Origin of the sequence: Luteimonas flava, from assembly GCF_036584485.1 — a bacterium.
GTDB lineage: Bacteria > Pseudomonadota > Gammaproteobacteria > Xanthomonadales > Xanthomonadaceae > Luteimonas > Luteimonas flava.
The window spans coordinates 867,771-886,936 of the sequence record NZ_JAZHBM010000002.1 but is presented as its reverse complement, the minus strand read 5'-3'; the positions used below and the strand labels follow the sequence as shown (position 1 = coordinate 886,936).

The following is a 19,166-nucleotide window of genomic DNA, read 5'->3' as shown; positions in this document are numbered from 1 at the left end:
CGAAAACGGCGACACCAGTTCGATGGTGTCGCCGCACGGATGTCACACACACCGGTTGGAGCGGGTGATGGGAATCGACTCCCGCTCCAAAATATGTTTCTGATCAATCACTTATCAATCGATCAGACCGAAATCAACGATATCGCAAACGATACCCTGAACTCGGGTCGAAACGTATCGCAGGGCGGGTGGTGGAAGCAAGCACAGAGGTCATCCGCGCGTCTCGCGGACGGTGACGATAGCGAAAGCGCGCGAGGTGTCTCGGAGCACGCGCTAATCCCGCCACGGTGCTAGATGGGATCGTTCCGAACTACCTCCCCCTCTAAGTTCTTGACCACTAGCCTGCCACCGCTCACTTCGCTGAGAAGCGCATCGTAGAAGCGGTTCGCTACTGGCGCGTGGAATGGCATCGCTCCTGGGCAGCTATTGGCGGTGAGCTCTCTTAAAGTGTCTACATGCCAACACTTTCCTAGCGCAATCTGCTCAAGGCGGGTGTTGCCGATGACCCCGGAATAGACACCCAACAGACTGAACCTTTTGACTGTGGAACTGCGAAGACTCGCCGTGTCTAGCCTCGATAGCACTTCCAAGGCGTTGCCGCCGCCGCGATTAATGGCATCGAATACTTCGGCATTTCTCGCTGATGTGCTCTGCAAGACAGGTTCGTCTTGAGCAACAAGCACGGGGGCTCCGGACATACCAGGGCGGCTTAACGCGTCGATCAGAATGACTCGATCGTTGAACCGCGTGGCGGGCTCTGTCGCGATGCTTCCACGCTTCCATACAGGAAGAAAGAAGGGCGCGCCGTCCCCAAAACTCTTTCTGAGTTCATCTTGGCTGAATGGATAGCCGAGGACAAATACATCTTTTGCGACAGCCTCTTCGATTTCATGTGCGCCGGCCGCCGTTGGGACATCGAAGAAATGGAAGTGCTGCTCTAAGGAAAGCGGCAGCGGGAAGATGGCCATATCGACTGCTTCACGATCTGGATGCTCTTCCCATCTCGGCGCCATCTCTGCGTCATAGAGAGGAAGGCTCAATGAGCTCAGCCCACCCGAAACGGTAGGCACGAATATTTTGAGGAAATGCGGCGGAGGCGTCTTGCCCAGCATGGACGGCTGAGACGGATCTAGCCCGGACATGACATGCCAATTGGTGACGAGCAAAATCGCTGTTGAAGCTCGAACAAAGAACCCGGTCGCGTAAGTGCGCAGCCGCTGCTCGCCGCTCAATGGGTCGAAGAAGTAGCTCTCAATATAGGTGGTGGCCCGAGACAGCGGATGGATCGACTGCGGTTTGTCTGTGATCTCAGTTCGCGATCCCATTCCTGCTCCTTCAGAAGATCATGCGCTTACGCTTAGGTTACCGATCATCGTGCTGCCGATAGCAGCTAATCCAGTTGCTTGTAACTGCGAACGACTAGGTCTTTGCACACCACCTGGCCGGCAAACGACCCCGTTTGGGAGTTCGTAGACGCATATGTCTTGCGATCTGCGGCCACCTATTCAGCCTTTTGAGATCACGGTCATACAACGCCGACTTGCGTTCAACGCAAAGCAAGTTTGGATGGAGGTCCACTCCCAGACCCGAGACCACGATGCAAAAGCTGAAGATCGAGATTGCCAGTCACTTCCTGAGCGGGATCTGCCGCGAAGACGGCACCAAGGCCCCACAAGAGCGGGAACTGGAACTCCGCAACGCCTTGGCTACCGCGGAAGCATTGATCCGCCTGGCGGCGGAGGATGGCAATCCGACCCTGGAGCATGCGCCGCCGATGTTGCCACCCGCCAGGCAGGTCCAGGAACGCACGATTGAGAGGGAGACGCTTCAGGAGCTTCTCCTTGGCAGACGCGAGGCACCGGTCTCCGCCCCTAGAAAAGGCCCTCGCCTCCACTGATCGCGGACCAGACCTTCTCATCGGCATCGCAGCATAGAGTGCCCCGGAAGGGGCACTCTTCATGTGTCCGGGTTAGAGGCGAGGCCCACGCGACAGTGGCGTATCAGTCTGGCCATGCCCGCTTGGTGCCGCCCGTTGATCGACACCGAGATCTGACTGAAGTGGATATCGGGCCAGCATCGCAGTGCTCACTCGTTCGAGTTCGACGCCTGTCTCAAGCGCCCGCCTTGTGTAATCAGCCTGCGCCTCGGGCTGCGTGGCTTCGACAGCCTTCCGGTGGGCTTCCTGCCGCTGTCCCACGGCTTGGAACCGTCGGGCACGCCGCATCTGCCACTGGCGCTTGGTCCATAGGCCCGGATGCGGATGCTCGCCGTCGAAGCGCGTTAGCTCCGTCTGAGCTTGGCTGACCAGGTGAGAAAGACGATCCTCGGTCTCCAAGCGCCTCCGGAAGCGCAGAGCATCTTCTTTGAGCCGCTTGAGACACTTTACGAAGGCGCGGACATCCGCACGGAAGGACGGCAGGTGAGCAAAGGTGGCCGCGCGCTCCGCATGATGCGCGAGCAACTTCCGGGTTGCGGCAAAGGCGAGGTCAATCGTGGCAATGAAATCCTCGGCCCACAGCTTTGCTGCTTCTGAGAATGCGGTGCGTGCTTCAGCCCGCTTTGCATCCTGGCGCTCGGCAGGAGTGCGTAGGTCAGTCAGCGGACCTAGTCCTTGAATGCTTCCGACACTGCCGGACCCGCCCAAGGCAATCGGCTGCTCCAGCTCACGCTGCCTGTCACGCAATGCCTGCTCGTGACCATGACCTTCCGACGGCGCCGGCAGATAGCCATTCTCGGCCATGCTCTGACGAAGATCCGCATGACGCCTCGCATTGCGCTGGCGGATCGATCGATTGGCGTCGGCGATCGCACAGTCTGCTCCAAGACGCTGAAGGGCGATGGCCGACTTGCCCATAGGAAGCGTGGCCTCTCGCCCGGCAAGTTCAGCTGCGCGCTCCAAGTCACCCTCCTCGATTGCGGCGGTGAGCTGATCGCCGAAGTTGCGATGGTCGACTCTGGCCTCGTGGCCCGCGGCGGCGAGATGATCGTTGGTCCTAGATGCCACCATCTCACGCACCCACTCAACTTCAGCCTTGCCAGATGCGCCGCCGTCGAGCTCCCGCGTTTTGTCGTGTAGCCCGTTGTCCCGGATGCGCCGCGTGGTCGCGAGTGCGTGTAGGTGCCAATTCTGACCGCCTCGGGTTGGAGGCTCGTGGATGCTGGCTTGGATGGCAAATCCGTAGCGCCCGACAAGATCGCGACAGATGTCCCAGGCCAGATCGGAGCGTTGCTCGTCAGTAAGTTCGCAGGGCAACGCAATCTCGAACTCACGCGCTTCCTGGCTATCCTTACGCTTCTCCTTCATGCGCACTTCCCGCCACAGCTGCTGTGGTTCTGTCGCCCACTCCGGCGCACCAAGTGGCGCGAAGCATCGGGTGGTGACGACGCCGCTGCGGCGGCGATAGTCATGCTTGATGCCCGTCATATCGTCGAACAGCAGCAGGCCTGCGCGGTAAGCCGCAGCGGCGACCGCAGAGTGTCCCTTGCTGCGCGAAAACATCTTGATCCGTGTGTGGTAGATCGCCACTCGACTTGCTCCAAAACGCTTATGCCCTCTTCTTTATGAAGTGGATTTCGGCTTTGGCAAGCGATGATCCCAGGGGGTCGAGCATTGGGGGCGAGCGCCATGCGCTCGGGGTTGTAGGGGCAAAGCCCCTACCGCACGCGTTGTCGAAGACAACGCATAAGTGCGTTCTTGCTCCAGCTCCATGCGTTGGCGTTTTACCCTTGTTTTTGAGGCTTGACGCCCTTCCGCTGCGTGCTTGGATAGCTGTGTCATCCATCACGAGGAAGCACTATGGGAAGCAGTAAGCAGCTCTACGATCAAATCACTCAGGCGACGACGCGCTTGGCACAGCTGAAGGCGAAGGAGCTTATGGCTGCGCAACGCGAAGCTGCGCGCCATCGAGCGACAGCGCGACGAAATGAGACCCTCAGGAAGACCAAGTTAGGATCGCTCGTGTTCGCCGCCGGCTGCGAAGATCTACCCGACGGCGAAATCGTCACTGCGCTGTTGAACTATGTCGCTGGACATCCTGACCGCGAAGGCAGAGCCAGGGCTCGCACGGCAGGAGACGCCCACCTCGCGGCGCTCGCCGCTGGCTGCCTGCCACGCAAGCACTTGTTCCGGTGCGGCTGTGCGGGATCGTCAGCGGATGGTCGACAGTCCCGTCCAAGCCTTCAGGCGGGCAAACCATTCATCGCGCTCTGCGCCGTTTCGCTCCATACCCCTCTGCCGGCGATCGGAGTGACGCACGAATGGGACCTGCCACAGCGGATGTTCGATGTCGCGAACCTGCAGCTCCAACCGCTGGTTCGTCACCGACCCGCGGACATCGAAGGCTGTGCGGATCGACAGGATGTCGTTCCGATCCAAGTAGCGTTCACCGCGTCCGGGATCTCGGATCCAAAGCTTGTCGCGTCCCTGATCCAGCGCGATGTGATCGTGCGCAATGCTCGGGCTGAAGACCGATCGGTCATGCTTCTTGGCCGTCGGCGCGCGGTGCCGAAAAATCGCTGGGACCACCCACAACGCTAGCACCGGCCAGAACACGAACTGCCCGAACACCATGACGGCCAGCAGCGAACCTTGCGCCGTCATGCCCTCTTCTGTCGCTTGAGAAAACACCCACCACGCGGCCAGTCCGGTGACCAGCCACCGGATCAGCTTGAACAGGGTCCACATAGATCGTCCTTTGGGGCTCCCTCGGAGCCGAGTTGTCAGTGCGCGGAGACGACGGTCCAGCGATCGCCGACCTTGTCGAACACGAATGTGGCCGTCAGCGCCTCTTTCTGGAGCCGCCCGCCTACATCGATCTGGGCTTGGCCGTTCACCGAGCACGCGTAGCCGGGAGCGCTTTCGGCCTTCCGGCAAGTGCCCACCTCAAGCTTCTGAAAGGTCGTGCGCATCCCGCCAGAAGCCTGTTCGAAGTGCTTGATCAGCGCCGCCTCCACATCAGCCTTGCCGGGGCCAGCTCCAGCGCAGCCGGGAAGCGCCAGGCTCACGGCGATCAACATCAGAACCTTCTTCATGGTGTTTTCCTTCAATTGATCAGGCGGCATTGGCCGGGTGCCGGCTCGGCGTCGCCCGGGATCAGATCGCTGGCGATCACTCGACCTGTCTTGTCGAGCATCAGCACCACTTGGCTTGGCAAGGCAGAGCTGTCTTCGGCGCGCTCGACCAGATAGGCCAGCGCAACGCGGTTGCCGTAGTCGTATGCCTGGCCGAAATGGACCAGCCCGCCAAGCTCTGGAGGCAGTTGGATAGGTGCGCTATCAAGTGCCAAGCTGCCGACCGCCTTTCCCTGATCAATCACACCGATGCTCGTTGCGATCGGTCCCGTTGGGTTCGCAGCACCGTTGGCAGTGCTCCACAGGAACTCCGTGACCTTGGGCTGGCCTTCAAGCGCAGAGCCTTCAGCAGCGTGGAGCTGGCAAGACAGGTGCCCCCCTGCGTAGGCCGTCGAGGCAAACATCGCGGCACTCATGACCGACACCACAGTCCACTTTTTCATCCCGCGTCTCCCCTCTGCTTTTTATTTGCGTTGGATGCAAATGACTGGCTAGACTCTGCCCGGCACACTTCGTGGAGTCAACGTCTTGTTGCTCCCGAATGCCTGCTGCCTTACCCCCTGCCACCGCTCTTGGTCGACGCCTTCGTGCGGCGCGCCTGGCTAAAGAGTTGACGCAGGCTCAGCTCGGGGAGCTTCTGTTCGGAGAAGAGGATCCGAATGTGGCGGCGCCCCGGGTCAGCCGTTGGGAGCGCGGTTTGCACAAGCCGGATCTGAACACCATCGAGCGCCTTGCGAAGCTGCTGGACTTGCCAGCGGCGTATTTTGTGGCGAGCTCCGAGGTGTTGGCCGAAGCAATCCTGTTGATCTCGCAGCTCAACCCTCGTCAGCAGAAGCAAGCCTTAGCGTTGCTCAGGAGACTTGCTGACGATGCATAGCGATAATGAATTGCCGGCATCTACTGATAGGCAACAGGGCAGACCGCCACCACCTTCCCCGAAGTCGGCGAGACAACATTCCTAGGTAGAAGGCACTGCGTCATACGCCCTAAACTAATCTCTCGGCGATCAGAGAAGTGGTTGCCCAAGTCCCGAGCTTCTTGTAGTCGCCCAGGCGGCGGGGCCAGAAGCCGATCAAAATTAGGCTTTCGCTGCAGTATCGCTCTGATGGCCGGGATCTGATCACTATCTGCGGTCACCAAGATGAGACGGTCAATCTTGCCCTCGATCACATCCAGAAGGTATGAGGTCGCAAGCGCCACATCTGTCTGCTTCTCTTCTCGAAACATGCAATACCGGTCATTCTCAAAGCAGAACTTCTTGGCCTTCTTGAAATTTGATTCGACGACCTCGACACCCACAGCTCGAAGTGCTGCCAGATACTGCTTGTGTCGCTGCTGCTTTATCTGATCATGGAGCTGAATGGCAGTGAAGTATTTCACACACTCCATTGAGTCCCCTGGCCGCAGGAACGAGTTCGCTAAAGCCTTTAAATTCAACCATTTAAGCCTGCTGTCGCCTAGCCCTTCGATGGCATGGAACAGGTTGAAGCCGTCTACATAGAAGCCGACCTTGGCCATGTGTTGCTCCTGGCAATTTTTTGAGTAAGATAGACACATCCACCCGTCAGGAGGCTTCAAGGGAGCCTGACGGAAAAGGGGGCCGCGCCTTAGGGCTGGCCCCCTTCTTTTTGCTCGCTGCTCGGTATGATGGGGCCGCGAATGCGGCCCCATCATACCGAGCGCAGACAAGCTCGCCTATCAGCTGATTCGGCTTAGTCTTCATCAATTGCCGTTGTCAGTTTTTCGAAGCATGCCGGCGATGGCTCAGCTCATACCCAGCCCCTCGAAGCCATGCTGGTGAAGCCTTCAGCGCTGACCACCAGATGGTCCAGCAACCGGATGTCGACCAGTGCCAGCGCCTGCTTCAGCCGCGCTGTGACCGCCCTGTCTGCTGCGGAAGGCTCCAGGTTGCCTGACGGGTGATTGTGGAAGGCGATCACCGCCGCGGCGTTCAAGAGCAGACCCCGCTTCACGACCTCGCGAGGCTGGACCTCGGCGCCATCGATGGTCCCGAAGAAGAGGTGCTCGCAGCCGAGGATCTGGTGGCGGGTATCGAGGAAGAGGTACCCGAAGACCTCGCGCTCGCTGTGTCCGATCCGAGCTCGCAGGTAGCGGCCTGCTTCGCTGGGCTCCGAGACCTTGCCCTGTCGCTCCAGGCGCTTGAGCAGGATGGCTTCTGCCGCGGCGAGGATCTGTTCGTCACTGTTCTCTTTGGTGCTGGACTTGGTTCGCATGTCTGATCTCCCGGAGGCGAGATTGCCTCGTGGGAGCCGAGCAGCGAGCCGTCGGCCGGGCTGACACCCGTAAGCGAGCACGCGCCAGCGCGCACAGCGTGGGTCGTAACGCAGTGGAGAAGGGCTTGCCCCTTGTCGGCTAGGCAGGCGAGCTAGGATCCCTTTTGAGAGGCATAGACGCCGGGAGATGGCCGTGACCCAGAGCAAGGAAAGCACTCACCCTATTGATGACGAACCCGCCTTGCCGATCAGTGAGGAAGCAGAAGAGCAGTGGCGGAAGTGGAAGGCCTTCTCGCAGGACGCCTATGCGCGATATCAGGACACCATCGAACAGATCAGACGGCGGCATCCTGGTCTGACCAGTTACGACATCGCTGATCGGGTCGACGGAACCCAAGGGACCTTCGCTTGGCACTGGGGCGCTGCCAGTGAAGTGCGCGAGAGCATCAACTCGCTCAACGCTTGGGGCGTGCGTCTCCACGAATGGCAGGCGTGGAATGCTGTGCTCTCAAGCTACAGCGACGAAGAGGACAGGTGGGAGGTGCTCCACCACTTTCTGGAACCGGTCGTCTTCTACTGCATGCTCCAGCCCAGCGGCTTCGCGGACCGCCTCGCACTGACGGCCGAGAACCTTCTACATCAAGCGAACCAGCGGATGTCTCCCGAAGAGCCCGACCGTCTCGTTCAAGACGAGCGCCCCGGCAAGCCCATTCGTAGGGCAGACCGGCGTCGACAACTGGGGAAGCTAGGAAAGCGGTGGTCGAAGTTCAAAGCGTTTCAGCAAGCGCTACATGCGCTCGACAGTGACGAATACTCGCGGCTCACGCGCAACTACCGGGATCTAGCTGCACATTCGTTCTCGCCCCGCCTGATGCTAGGCGAGATCGCGCGCGCGACCCGCTCAATCGGTCCTTCTATGGACATGGTTCTTCTAGACGGCGGCAGATATCGGCGCACAGAGCATCCGACGAAGAGAGCTGTTACCTACGCGATGGGGAGCCAAGAACCTCTGTCGCTCGAAGAGACCTACAAGGCAAACCTAGCCGAATATCAGCGAGCGAAGAAGGCGATCGACTGTTTCAGCGCCCTTGCAGCAGAGCTGTGCGAGGCCATTGATCTGAAGGATGCGAGCGCGAAGCCAGTCGTAGATGATCCCGCACCCTAGGTGCTCACCGCACCGTCAGCGCCGCGGCTTCTAACGCCCTTTCTTGAAAACGGTCTTCTGCCCAATCTGATCGCTCTTCTTGGCAGTTGGCCGCCCCAGTCCTGGGATCAAGAAGTCGGCGGCGCTCTTGCCGCGCCTGACCTTCTCGGCTAACCAACGCGGCATCGAGCCGCGACCAGACCAAGTGTTTCGCCGGTCGTCTGGATCGCGATATTTCACCGCCACCTTGCTCGCCTTCCGTCGCTTCGCACGCCCCTGCGAGGGATCAGCCGCAGGCTGCTTCCCTACGATCTCCGCGACCGTGTAGCCGTGCGCCGTCACCATCGCTGTCAGCTCAGCCCTGACGACCGCAATGGGCCTGCGCTTCGAAAGCAGCTTCTTGCGCTTCTCAGCAGTCGCGATCAGCAGGTCGAGCTCTCGTGAGCTGAACTTCTCAAGATCAAATCGCACGCGTTGCTCCCCGAGCAGTCAGGTCACCACGATAATGCGCGGCAACAACAATTGAGACGGCCATCCCAATCTGAATTACACGCATAAAGATCTTTAATAGGACCCTTATGCGTCGTAGGACGCTCAAATAACACTATAGATGCTTACTTTGCTACGCGCCATATCCGCGACTGTAAGTTATTGATTGAGCGAGAATAAAGCTCGAACGAAGACCACTATTCTCATACTGAAATATTGCGTGTTGGACACCCCGCCGAGAGAGGCATATGCGTTGGTGACCATGCCATTTTCTGCGACATCGGTCCGTTGACAGTCTCGGGCGCTGGCCTATCACAAGGTGCATCTCAATTCGGAGCTGCCCTCGTGAAACAACCCCTCGACAATGACATCGCACAGCGCATCCAGGCGTTCGTTGACGCGCCCTTTGGCTCCCTGCGGGTGAAGACACTACGCGTCGGACGGATCGCTTTCCATGACCTTGAGGTCGTGGGGCGCGAAGCCGCCAACACCCTTTACAACCTCATGGAGCTTTCATGCGTTCGCACGCAACGAAACCGCGTCCGACGGGATGGCAAACGCTTTATCGATGTGCTTCCGCCCGGCACGCCTGGAAGGCTTCTATCGGAAGAAGTCGCCGACTATGTGGCAGAGAAGCGTCGGGTGAAATTGAAGCCGGACTCGATCAAGACGATCGAGCGCACCCTCACCATCCTGGGCATGGTGACGGGCGACATTGAAGTCTCACGCATTGATCGTCAGCAGATCCAAAGGATGTGGGAGCTTCTGCGGTGGGCGCCATCCAATCTGGCAAACGATCCGGACCTTAAGCAGCAGTCGGTAGACGCGCTGATTGAGCTGGGCATGGCTTCGAACAAGCCAGCCTTGGCAGAGGAGACGATGGCGCTTCACCACCGTGTCTTGAGCGCCTTCTTCAACTACCTGGTCGAGCACAAAGCTATTGGCTTTAGTCCCATGAAGGGCTTCAAGCTTCCGAGCAGGTCCAAGATCAAGAGCTCCCGCAAGACGCTTCGCTTGTTCAGTGATGCCGATCTCCAGCGCATCTTCGGGCCAGATAACTTCTTGCCCTGGGCCTCTGCCCACCCCCATCGTTGGTGGTGTCCGATATTGGCGCTCTATACCGGAGCGCGTGTGAGCGAGATCGCGCAACTCCACTTGGCAGATGTCATCCGCGAGCCGCATGGTGGGCTGTCGATCCAGATCCACGCCGTTGCCGATCCGGACCTGGACGGCAAGGAAGTTCGCTCGCGCATGACCATCAAGGGCAACACATCCGTTCGAAGTGTTCCGTTGACGGACCCGGTGCTCGCCGCCGGCTTCGGCGATTTCATCGCTGACCTGGAGCGCTACGGCCACCAGCGACTGTTCCCGCACCTCTCGGCCGGCGTCAACCGCACCACGGGCGAAACCAACGCGCGCTATTCGGCCACGCTCCAGCAGGATTTCGGGCGGTATCTCAAGTCTCTCGGCTTCGCGAAAGGCATCGGCTTCCATGCGTTCCGACATACGCTGGCAACCGATCTAGATGACCAAGGCATCTCTGAGACCGACTTGGCCTTGATCACCGGGCATGCGGTCGAGAAGCGGGCACCTGTGCTCCACGACAATTACTACCACCCCGGCGAGCGTCAGCCCCAGCATCGTCGTAGAAGGCAGCAGCAGGCATTGAAAGCCTATCAACCGAATGTGCAGGTGCCTGTCTATCGCGCAGGGCAGTTCGACCAGGTGTTGGTGCCGGGGAATGTGTTCTATCCATGAGCAGAACGCACACAATTCGGCAATCCCCCGAGCTCTCCGCACCGAATATCTAACGGCCAGCTCGAAAGCACGCCGCGCGTGCGAGACGGCGACCAGATTCACAAGCCCAGCCCGACCGGGATACTCTCACTTGAGTAGCAGTTCCACATACCACCCAAGACTAGCCAATGCGATGGACCCTAGACAGCTCACAGTAGACAGTCGCTTGAGCGGCATTTGCGCCTACTGCGGAGGGCCGCCCGAGACGAGCGATCATGTGCCGTCGAAGGTTTTCTTGGACTTGCCATATCCTCAGGATTTGCCTGTTATTGAGTGCTGCAGCACATGCAACACCAGCTTTTCGGAAGCAGAGCAATACTTCGCTTGTTTTCTGGAATGCGTCAAACAAGGCACGACGAGGTTGGCAGGCATCGGACGAGACAAGGTCGTGCGAACACTCGCAGCCCGACCGCACCTCGCCATGCAGATCGAGGCGTCTCACCGAAAGCAGGCAGATGGACGATCCGTCTGGGTTCCAGATGAAAGGAAAGTAAGGCAGGTCGTGACCAAGCTGGCCACTGGTCACTTGTTCCACGAGCTGAGCATTCCATTTCAGGGCGAAGCTGAAAGCGTCAGCATCGCTCCGCTTTCTTCAATGTCGACAGCTGATCAAGAGTTATTCTTTATCGTTGATAGCACGGGCATGTGGCCGGAGTTGGGCAGCCGAAGCTTCAGCGCTGTCATGGCTGGCATCCCTAGTGCCTTTGAGAGGTGGCGCACCGTGCAAGAAGGGAGCTATGCCTACGCCGTCGGCCAAGGCAACGGCAACTGGGTGAAGATCCTCATATGCGACTATCTTGCATGTCATGTCGCTTGGTGAAGCCACCTACGAACTCCGTTCCCGCCCCGCATCCCAGCCAAAGAGGTTCGCCGTGACTGATGGCTCCAATGATCATTTGTTGCGTTTTCCCCTGCAGCTGGACAGACCTCTGCCGAGATGGGCGAGCGTAGCCATCACGGCCCGGATCGCGAGGCGCTTCGCCGATGCATATGCCGATGATGTGCACGAGCCCGCAGGGGCGCGCATAGCGGTCCGAAACGCGGTTGCCCTTGCCGAGCGAGCGGCTGCGCGAGGCGGGGATGGAGGCATAAGCGATACCTTCGAGATCGACGGCGAGTATTTCGATAACTACGATATCGAAGCACTCGCACTGGCTCTAGGCGGATACGCACAGGCTGCGAACAACACACATGCCGACCTGTCTCTGGATGAGCATATCGAGCCGTTCTGTCGTCGAGGTTGGTCAGCCATAGCGCTGGCGCTGCTCGCTCTGCGGTGCGCCTTCCCCGAGATCGTCTCGGATGCGAATGCTCGCACCATGCGAGAGGCGGTCGACTGGAGCGTCAGGGCCGAGCCGGCCACTGAAGACGCAATTTTCGCAGAACTGACCCGTGCTCATGAGCTAGCGGAGCACAACGCTTGGTCCGACGCCTCGCCAGTAGTGCCTGCAGATCTAGGCGCCCTGTGGCCCGATGGAAGACCAGAAGGGTGGCCAAGCCCTCGTCTTACCTTTAGGCCGCGAGCCCGGATCATCCGAACCATCGGCGACCGGTTGATCAGCGGTCCCGAAGCAGCGGTCATCGAGCTCGTAAAGAATAGCTACGACGCCGACGCGCGCTCCGTGCGCATCACGCTTGTTCCGCCGCTAAAAGCAGGCGCTGGCGAGATTGTTTTTACGGACGATGGCCACGGGATGGCCTTTTCGGACATCCGCGATAAGTGGATGGAGCCAGCCACAAGCGACAAACGCACTCGATCAACCAGCCCAGGCGGCAGGAAGTTGCTTGGCTCGAAGGGTATTGGCCGATTTGCAGCGGCTCGTCTTGGCTCCCACCTTCGATTGATCTCCGTGGCTAGCATCGGCGAAGGAGCCGACCAGCCGGCTTTCGAGCGAACAACCATTAGCGATCTGGACTGGGAGCAGTTCGAGGAAGCGAAATACCTGGACACGGTATCTTTCGCCTATCGCAATGAGCCAACGGATGAGCCACCCGGAACACGGCTTTACATCACGCAACTTCGCGATGAGTGGACTGAAGTATCTATCAACAAGCTTCATGACGAACTGCGTCGCCTTGTGAGCCCAGTGAACTCGGAAGATGGCGAGTTCGAGATCCACCTTGATCTCTCCCATTGCACTATTGAGAACAGTGGTTTCGACGGTTTCGCCATGCTAGGCGTCCAGACGGATCTGATCGACGGCGTCAAGATTGATCCGTGGAAAGTCCGGCCATTCCCTGTGCTCGATGCGAGCGACTACTTGGTGGACGGGATATTCGACGAAAGCGGCGTTTTTGAAGGGACGATGACCATCCAGCGCGCTGGCACGGATCCGGTTCCGATCCTGTTACGCGTGCCTTTAGGCGAAGGGCAAGAGCCGTGTGGAATTGTGGCTGTTCGCCTGAGCATCTTTGATCGTGAAGCAGAGACTATTCGTAGCACGGCACAGAAGGCAGGATTTGGGCATCTCGGCATCCGGGAAGCGCGAAAGCTTTTGGACAAGATTGCCGGCATTGCGATTTATCGTGCCGGCTTTCGCGTCAGGCCTTATGGCGATGCAGAGAACGACTGGCTCACGCTTGACGCTAAGCGCGTCCAGAACCCCACCCTAAAGATCGGCCGCAATCAGGTAGCCGGCACCGTGGTTGTGGATGACGAGGAGAGCTCTAGTCTAGTCGAGCGTAGTAGTCGCGAGGGGCTGGAGGAGAACGGGAGCTTTAGACGACTGCAGACCCTGTTGCTGACGCTGCTATCGGAGGAAGTTGAGCCAAGGCGGCGCAAGTTCAGAATTTCGGCAGGTATCGATCGACGACCCCAGACGAACTTTCGCGAGGTTATGCAGAACGCCCAGCATGCTTGGGCCGACGCGCTCTTGGCGAAAATACCCGCCCCCGAACGGCAAGAGGCGGAAAAGGTCATCGCGCGGGAAAGCGATCGCCTTTCGGGGCACCTCAAGGAACTGGAAGAAAGGCAAGCCAAGCTCGAAGCCCAAGTTACCCTCGGCCTGATCGTCGGCGAAGTGATGCACCAAGGGAATACGCCGCTGAGCTTCATTGAGAACGAAAGCGCCCGCCTCCAGAGAAGACAGCCGACACTCTTTGATGACACTAAAGAGGCCGCAGAAGATCGCGCAGACCTCCCCAGGATCTTCAACGGACTGCGAGCGAGTGCCGCCACCCTTCGTTCTCTACTCAATGCGCTGAGCCCGCTTTCGGGTGCGAAGCGAGGTCAGCCGCAGGACTTCGCGGTTGACCAAGTAATCAGCCGCGTTCAGTTTCTCTTTCGCTCCCGCTTCGAGGCCATGGGTGTGAAGTTCGATGTCGACCCCGCGGTGCTGGCAATGGTGGCGCATGGATATGAGGCCGATCTCATGACAGCGCTCACCAATCTGGTCGAAAACGCGCTGCACTGGCTCGCACATCACCAGATCGCGTCGCCGCGCATCCAGATCACTGGCGCGGAGGAACAACAGAGAAAAGGAACCATCCTCGTCGAAGACAACGGTCCCGGAGTTTCAGAAGACTTCGTGGACCAGCTGTTCGATGTCGGATTTTCAACACGAACCAACGGAACTGGACTGGGCTTGAGCATCGCGAGGGAAGCCATGTTCCGTAGCAACGGCGATCTCGTGTTTGTGCCGTCAGACGAAGGCGCCAAGTTCAAGCTGACAATCACCACTGCTGAGCAATAGGGGGCAATTTGGACACCTGCCATATCTTGATCGTCGAGGACGAAGCGCTGGCCATCGAAAGCTGGGACCGCGATATCCAGGATTTCAACCGGCGCGCGAACAAGGCGTTCGCGTTCACACAATCATATGCAAGGAGCAAGCAGGAGGCGTTGGAGAAGCTTGCGCGACAGCGCTTCGACTGCGCGGTCGTCGACCTGCGCCTACCCAACAGCCCCGAAGAACACGGCACCGGAGTGCCTGTCGGGAACGATGTGCTCCACGGTGTGCTGAGCAATCTAGGCATTCCGGCTTGGGTTTATAGCGGCTACGAAAGTGAGGTCAGCGATGAGGTCAAAGCATCCAACATCAAGGTTGCACGCAAAGAAGGAGGAGCCTCCACAGCCATCCTTGAGGACTTTGAAAAGCAGGCTGGCCTAATGGACGCGATGGATCAGATGCGGTGCAAGGTGGCGCAGGAGACATCGCTTCTCTTCAACCGTTCGATCTGGCCGCGGTGGGAAGAACGCTGGGCGACGCGGGAGGATCGGGAGCTGATCAAGGGAATTATTACCCGCCAGACCGTGGCACATGTCGCCGATGCACTGTCACAGGCGCCAGCGCACCATCCCGACGAATTCTATGTCGTTCCGGCGCTATACGCGGATCGGCTGGAGACAGGCGACATCCTTACGCACGAAGAGGAAACGCTGATCGTGCTGACGCCTCGCTGCAACCTAGCCAACAAGTTGCCGACGAAGATCGTGTTTGCGGTGTGTGCCCCATGTGAGGCATGGGCTCAATGGCAAGGAGATCTAGGCGGTTCCAGCAAGGCCAAGGAGAGGGCCGAGGACGATATCGGGAAACACGCAACGCAAGGCCATGCTATTGCGACGCACTTCATGCCACCGCTTGAGACACGCGGCCCGTGGCTAGTGGATTTCCGCGAGCTTCGTGTCATCGACAGCAGCAAGGTGGCCGAACTGCTGAAGCAGCGGATAGCAACCGTGGCGCCGCAGTTCATTGCCAATCTCGTTCAGCGGCACTCCGCATACATTGGACGCATCGGCCAGCCCGACCTCAACGCAAGGCTCTTGATCGATCTTTGCCGACCAGCCGCTCGCACGGCAGGCGCTGCCGCCGCACCCTGAAGCAGGTAATTGAGCATGGAGCGTCTATGGCAACGAGCTGATCGCAGCTCCGACATCGAGGTGAGCACCGCGCCCTGCTACAGCTCTCGCCGCCCGAGAAATTCATGTGGTCAGTGTTCGCCCGATCTAACCACACCGCGAGCCTGGGCTCGGTGCGGAAGATGGCATCCGGCAACTGGGATGCAATGAATGCGCAGACCCAGCGTGACTGCAGATTGCGTGTGAGACGAGTAACGCGAGAGGTCTACCTCAACGATCTGCTCAACCCCTTGGCATCGAGGGCCTCAGCGTGCAAACAGCAGTAGCTCCTTTGATCAGCAACTGAAGACTCTTCAGGCTGATGGCTAGGCCATTTGACAGACGACAGAGATCTACTAGCTTGGCAGCATGATCGATAACCAGCTTATCAAGGAAACTCATAGATGCGTTCCGTTCGACATATGGACGGTTGCATACATGCGGGCACTGCAGAGCCAGAGCTGGGAAGATGCGGCACTTACCGCGGATCAAGCGGTCGATCGCTGGGTCCAAGAACGATTGCAATTCGCAAGGGATCGAGTGGAAGCTGCTGCAGAAAGCTGAGCGCTATTTTCCGTCGCCGTTCCTCTTGCCACCTGGGCCTTTCAATCCCCGCGCCAGCGACTGGGTTGAGGCAGAGCATATGAGCAACTGCTCGCCGACTTTGCGTGCCTTGCCGGTCCTGTGATCACCCCGCACTTGAACTGGCTTCGCGGAAGCTGTGTCATTCGCCCAATCAACGCCAAGAGCGACGGCCTCATCAAGAGAGCATATCCGCCTGACAAATCCCGACCGAGGGCTAAATGCGATCAACTTCAAGGCAATATTGCCCTGCCCCTCGCTGCCTCGAAGGCACTGGACGAATTTCAGAAACTCGACCTGACTGAGGCCAAGCTCTGAGAAAACGGGATGTGCGCCAGTCAGCAGATTTCCTGACACCGCTTTCGCCGATTGATTAAATAGCGCCTGTATTTCTGCGGCTTCAATGACTGATGCACCACCCTGCCTTTTTAGGGCAAGGGAATGCCGCTTACGGAAGTCGATGCGTAAACACCGCGAGCCTATGACCCGATCTAGGACGCAAAGCGCATATGGACTGAATGAAATCGAACCACGAACCGACCCGTCGCCTAGCAAGGCACCATCTTCCCAGTAAACCAAATGATGGCAGCGAACTGACCACAGCATGAGCTCATCGAACTCTGTCGAGTCTGACTGCATCTGTGCGCGGCTGTGCAACGCCTTGTATCGCCTGAAGATTGGCTTCTTCGTCTCGGACGCCGCACGCTCCCATGTAGCCTTCAGCTCCAGAAGGAAGAGGCGATCGTCATGCTTCAGGATGACATCGGCCAATGCTGTCTCTGCGGGACCATCCAGCGCGTTCATGGCGTCCGGCAGGCGATCTGCTTGGACATAATGAGCCCACCGCATGTTCAGAAGCGCAGCGAAGACCGATACCTCCCAAGGGGTGTCATCGACTTCATGATCACTCATTCTGCTTCAACCATGTCTGAGCCAAATTCCCCTGTATTTGCCGATGCCCGCATTCTTAGGCGAATCCGTTGATCAGTGCCCGCTCGTAGCCCTCTCGCAACTTCGTCAGCTTGAAGCCCTTTGGCGAAAAAGGTGTTGCGACCGACGCCCAGTTCACCAGATCAGCCTCGTCAGGCGTCAGCACCTGCTCGACCTCGTTCCACGCGCGGAGCTTCTTCCATTTGCCTTCGCGCCAGAGTTGCTGCGCACGGATATGCCAAGGCGCCGCCCCCTTTTCTGGCGCCGCCGCAGACAGCAGCGTGCGGACGAACGCGATATCGAGCTGCAAGGGCGATGCCTCAACACGCGTCCAACAGCTTTCGCGCTTCACCCACTCCGTGATGAGGCGGTTGCGCACCTGCTCGGGGGGTATGTCCTGTAGTAACGGTTGCACGAGCTCGGCCAAGCGCAGCGCCTCATCCATGAACTCGGGGGCTGCGCGCTGCGATCGCCAGATCGCCTCATAGTCGGGCTCCATACTGAGCTCACGCATCCGCCGGCTCATCAAGGCCAGTGTGTAGGTCGACAGTGGTCGCAGGATCGACCCGCCATACCATGGCTGCTTCGGGATCAGTGCATCGAGAGCGCGAGTGAGGATGGCGCGGCCCACGATGCGCCGAAAGTAGCCGGCATCAAAATTCTCGGGGTTCTGGTCCCATAACTGCGTGATTGTCTTGCCAAACGCAGCGATGTTCTTCTGGGCGCCCGCGCTGACCAAGTGCGGCTGACACGCAAAGGTCATTTCGTAGCGAGCGACATCCGTTTTGGTAAGCAGCTGGGACTTCGGATTGAGCGTCTGCCAGACCTTTAGGGCGGTTCCGGTGCGGCGGCGCTGCTCAACCCTGTAACCGCCCGTGGTGCGCTCGAAATACCAGTAGCCTCCCAGTCCGCTAGCCCCGCCCGTGGCCAGCGTCTCGCGTGACTGTGTTTCGAGGCGCTTGAAATATGGATGGCCAGCAAAGAGGTCGGATGCCGAAACCGCATTCTGCGCGTTGGCGTAGCGCGCGATGTTATGGACGGCGTCGTCAAATCCCTCCTCTGCCAGCCGCGACAGCTTCATCTGGACCTGCACCTTCGACAGGTCCACCCCCGCCTTGTGTGCCCAGAAGAGCGACGCGGTCGTCTGCCCGCCATTGACCACCTGCAGCCCTGTCGCAGCCACAATTTCTGTGGCGCCATCTTCGGTGCGTGCAAGCTCGATTTCGGCAGCGGTCGCCGTCAAACCGTTGTTGAAGGCGAAGAACATTTCTGGCTGGGTGCGCAGGGTCTCCCTGATCCCCTTGTTGACCTTGCGCCCCTCACCTAGGAATGCCCGCACATTCTGTTCAAGGATGCGCCCACCAAAACGGTCGTAGAGCCCTGCAAGCACGCCGCCAGGGATCACACACATGTAGGAGGTGTAGCGCCCATCCGGATCCGATCCAGCGGCAAGCGCCGGCACACCGCGCCCATACTCCGACAGGAAATCGATGCGTATGTCCTCACGGCCCTTGCTGGATGCCTCGACGCGCGCCATGCGCGTGATGTCCCAGAGCTGCACCTCGATCTCGGCTGTGCCCAAGCGCAGATCGAATGTCTTTGAGGTCTGCGCACCCAGCGGACGGTCAGACACAAGATAGATGTAGACCTTTGAGAACTCTTCGCCGGTAGCGAAAGCAAAGAGCTCACGCGAGAAGGAATGGGCATCGCTGCTCTCATCCCAGCGGTCTGAGAGCCGATCGTGCACGCTGCCTTCCAGGAACCTGTAAGCACCTTGGACAAGTCGACGCGCCTCCTCCGTCATGATCGGTTCGGGAAAGTCGACGCCCGACCATTCTGCGATGATCAGGTTCACCACACCGTCTGAAGGCGAGAACGAGTAGGCATCGACTTGCACGAGCCCACCCTTCGCACTGACGGTATGCGCTCGGCAGAGGTGATACTCGGTGAGTTCCTCGGCGCTTTCGAGAAGCGAGCAGGCTCGGTCAATAAAGCGGGTTCGACTGTAGTCGCCCTCCGCCAGTCCTTCAGCGTGGATCTCGCCAAGAAGTGTTTCGCGATAGCGCAGGGTGTCCTCGTCCAT

17 protein-coding genes are annotated in these 19,166 nt (G+C 59.1%); 7 read left to right on the top strand and 10 right to left on the bottom strand.

What is annotated here, in order from left to right; translation table 11 throughout:
• Positions 1–290: 290 nt before the first annotated feature.
• Positions 291–1,325 carry a S1 family peptidase gene (locus tag V3391_RS11015; protein ID WP_332078454.1) on the bottom strand — a complete coding sequence of 345 codons (1,035 nt, stop codon included), beginning with the start codon at positions 1,323–1,325 and terminating at the stop codon, positions 291–293.
• Between the two features lie 272 nt (positions 1,326–1,597).
• Here V3391_RS11015 and V3391_RS11010 point away from each other — a divergent pair, with 272 nt between their 5' ends.
• A complete protein-coding gene (locus tag V3391_RS11010) occupies positions 1,598–1,897 on the top strand; it encodes a hypothetical protein (RefSeq protein WP_332078453.1) in 300 nt (99 codons plus the stop codon).
• A 72-nt stretch (positions 1,898–1,969) separates the two neighbouring features.
• Here V3391_RS11010 and V3391_RS11005 read toward each other — a convergent pair whose 3' ends face one another.
• The 4 genes from V3391_RS11005 to V3391_RS10990 form a co-directional block, all read right to left on the bottom strand.
• Entirely contained in the window at positions 1,970–3,526 is a 1,557-nt protein-coding gene (locus V3391_RS11005) for a MobA/MobL family protein (protein WP_332078452.1), read from the bottom strand.
• 621 nt (positions 3,527–4,147) lie between these two features.
• Positions 4,148–4,684, bottom strand: coding sequence for a hypothetical protein (locus tag V3391_RS11000; RefSeq protein WP_332078451.1), 537 nt, complete (start codon positions 4,682–4,684; stop codon positions 4,148–4,150).
• A 35-nt stretch (positions 4,685–4,719) separates the two neighbouring features.
• The gene (locus V3391_RS10995; protein WP_332078450.1) at positions 4,720–5,031 is read right to left on the bottom strand and encodes a hypothetical protein; all 312 of its coding nucleotides are present in this window, start codon (positions 5,029–5,031) and stop codon (positions 4,720–4,722) included.
• 11 nt (positions 5,032–5,042) lie between these two features.
• The gene (locus V3391_RS10990; RefSeq protein ID WP_332078449.1) at positions 5,043–5,513 is read right to left on the bottom strand and encodes a hypothetical protein; all 471 of its coding nucleotides are present in this window, start codon (positions 5,511–5,513) and stop codon (positions 5,043–5,045) included.
• Between the two features lie 98 nt (positions 5,514–5,611).
• Here V3391_RS10990 and V3391_RS10985 point away from each other — a divergent pair, with 98 nt between their 5' ends.
• The gene (locus V3391_RS10985; RefSeq protein ID WP_332078448.1) at positions 5,612–5,947 is read left to right on the top strand and encodes a helix-turn-helix domain-containing protein; all 336 of its coding nucleotides are present in this window, start codon (positions 5,612–5,614) and stop codon (positions 5,945–5,947) included.
• 20 nt (positions 5,948–5,967) lie between these two features.
• On the opposite strand, the gene V3391_RS10980 is transcribed toward V3391_RS10985, so the two are convergent.
• Positions 5,968–6,588 (bottom strand): NYN domain-containing protein, encoded by a 621-nt coding sequence (locus tag V3391_RS10980; RefSeq protein WP_332078447.1) that lies wholly within the window; start codon positions 6,586–6,588, stop codon positions 5,968–5,970.
• Positions 6,589–6,839: 251 nt separating this feature from the next.
• Positions 6,840–7,304 carry a JAB domain-containing protein gene (locus V3391_RS10975; RefSeq protein WP_332078446.1) on the bottom strand — a complete coding sequence of 155 codons (465 nt, stop codon included), beginning with the start codon at positions 7,302–7,304 and terminating at the stop codon, positions 6,840–6,842.
• Positions 7,305–7,497: 193 nt separating this feature from the next.
• On the opposite strand from V3391_RS10975, the gene V3391_RS10970 reads away from it, so the two are divergent.
• A complete protein-coding gene (locus tag V3391_RS10970) occupies positions 7,498–8,469 on the top strand; it encodes a hypothetical protein (RefSeq protein WP_332078445.1) in 972 nt (323 codons plus the stop codon).
• 30 nt (positions 8,470–8,499) lie between these two features.
• Here V3391_RS10970 and V3391_RS10965 read toward each other — a convergent pair whose 3' ends face one another.
• Entirely contained in the window at positions 8,500–8,919 is a 420-nt protein-coding gene (locus tag V3391_RS10965) for an H-NS histone family protein (RefSeq protein WP_332078444.1), read from the bottom strand.
• 363 nt (positions 8,920–9,282) lie between these two features.
• On the opposite strand from V3391_RS10965, the gene V3391_RS10960 reads away from it, so the two are divergent.
• From V3391_RS10960 to V3391_RS10945, 4 genes are all read left to right on the top strand, one after another.
• A complete protein-coding gene (locus tag V3391_RS10960) occupies positions 9,283–10,695 on the top strand; it encodes a site-specific integrase (RefSeq protein ID WP_332078443.1) in 1,413 nt (470 codons plus the stop codon).
• A 460-nt stretch (positions 10,696–11,155) separates the two neighbouring features.
• A complete protein-coding gene (locus tag V3391_RS10955) occupies positions 11,156–11,554 on the top strand; it encodes a hypothetical protein (protein WP_332078442.1) in 399 nt (132 codons plus the stop codon).
• Between the two features lie 52 nt (positions 11,555–11,606).
• On the top strand, positions 11,607–14,426 hold the full coding sequence (locus V3391_RS10950) for a sensor histidine kinase (protein ID WP_332078441.1): 2,820 nt from the start codon (positions 11,607–11,609) through the stop codon (positions 14,424–14,426).
• Between the two features lie 26 nt (positions 14,427–14,452).
• A complete protein-coding gene (locus V3391_RS10945; protein ID WP_332078440.1) occupies positions 14,453–15,553 on the top strand; it encodes a response regulator in 1,101 nt (366 codons plus the stop codon).
• A gap of 585 nt (positions 15,554–16,138) precedes the next feature.
• Here the strand turns inward: V3391_RS10945 and V3391_RS10940 are convergent.
• Together V3391_RS10940 and V3391_RS10935 are read right to left on the bottom strand one after the other, a co-directional pair.
• Positions 16,139–17,065 carry a hypothetical protein gene (locus V3391_RS10940; RefSeq protein ID WP_332078439.1) on the bottom strand — a complete coding sequence of 309 codons (927 nt, stop codon included), beginning with the start codon at positions 17,063–17,065 and terminating at the stop codon, positions 16,139–16,141.
• A 55-nt stretch (positions 17,066–17,120) separates the two neighbouring features.
• Positions 17,121–19,166 (bottom strand): AIPR family protein, encoded by a 2,046-nt coding sequence (locus V3391_RS10935; protein ID WP_332078438.1) that lies wholly within the window; start codon positions 19,164–19,166, stop codon positions 17,121–17,123.

Bases quoted from the DNA above. Each gene is read 5' to 3' on its own strand.
- V3391_RS10995 (WP_332078450.1), bottom strand. From the start codon at position 5,031: ATGAAGAAGGTTCTGATGTTGATCGCCGTGAGCCTGGCGCTTCCCGGC.
- V3391_RS10935 (WP_332078438.1), bottom strand. From the start codon at position 19,166: ATGGACGAGGACACCCTGCGCTATCGCGAAACACTTCTTGGCGAGATC.
- V3391_RS10955 (WP_332078442.1), top strand. From the start codon at position 11,156: ATGCAGATCGAGGCGTCTCACCGAAAGCAGGCAGATGGACGATCCGTC.
- V3391_RS11015 (WP_332078454.1), bottom strand. From the start codon at position 1,325: ATGGGATCGCGAACTGAGATCACAGACAAACCGCAGTCGATCCATCCG.
- V3391_RS10940 (WP_332078439.1), bottom strand. From the start codon at position 17,065: ATGAGTGATCATGAAGTCGATGACACCCCTTGGGAGGTATCGGTCTTC.
- V3391_RS11000 (WP_332078451.1), bottom strand. From the start codon at position 4,684: ATGTGGACCCTGTTCAAGCTGATCCGGTGGCTGGTCACCGGACTGGCC.
- V3391_RS10990 (WP_332078449.1), bottom strand. From the start codon at position 5,513: ATGAAAAAGTGGACTGTGGTGTCGGTCATGAGTGCCGCGATGTTTGCC.
- V3391_RS10985 (WP_332078448.1), top strand. From the start codon at position 5,612: ATGCCTGCTGCCTTACCCCCTGCCACCGCTCTTGGTCGACGCCTTCGT.
- V3391_RS10975 (WP_332078446.1), bottom strand. From the start codon at position 7,304: ATGCGAACCAAGTCCAGCACCAAAGAGAACAGTGACGAACAGATCCTC.
- V3391_RS10980 (WP_332078447.1), bottom strand. From the start codon at position 6,588: ATGGCCAAGGTCGGCTTCTATGTAGACGGCTTCAACCTGTTCCATGCC.
- V3391_RS11010 (WP_332078453.1), top strand. From the start codon at position 1,598: ATGCAAAAGCTGAAGATCGAGATTGCCAGTCACTTCCTGAGCGGGATC.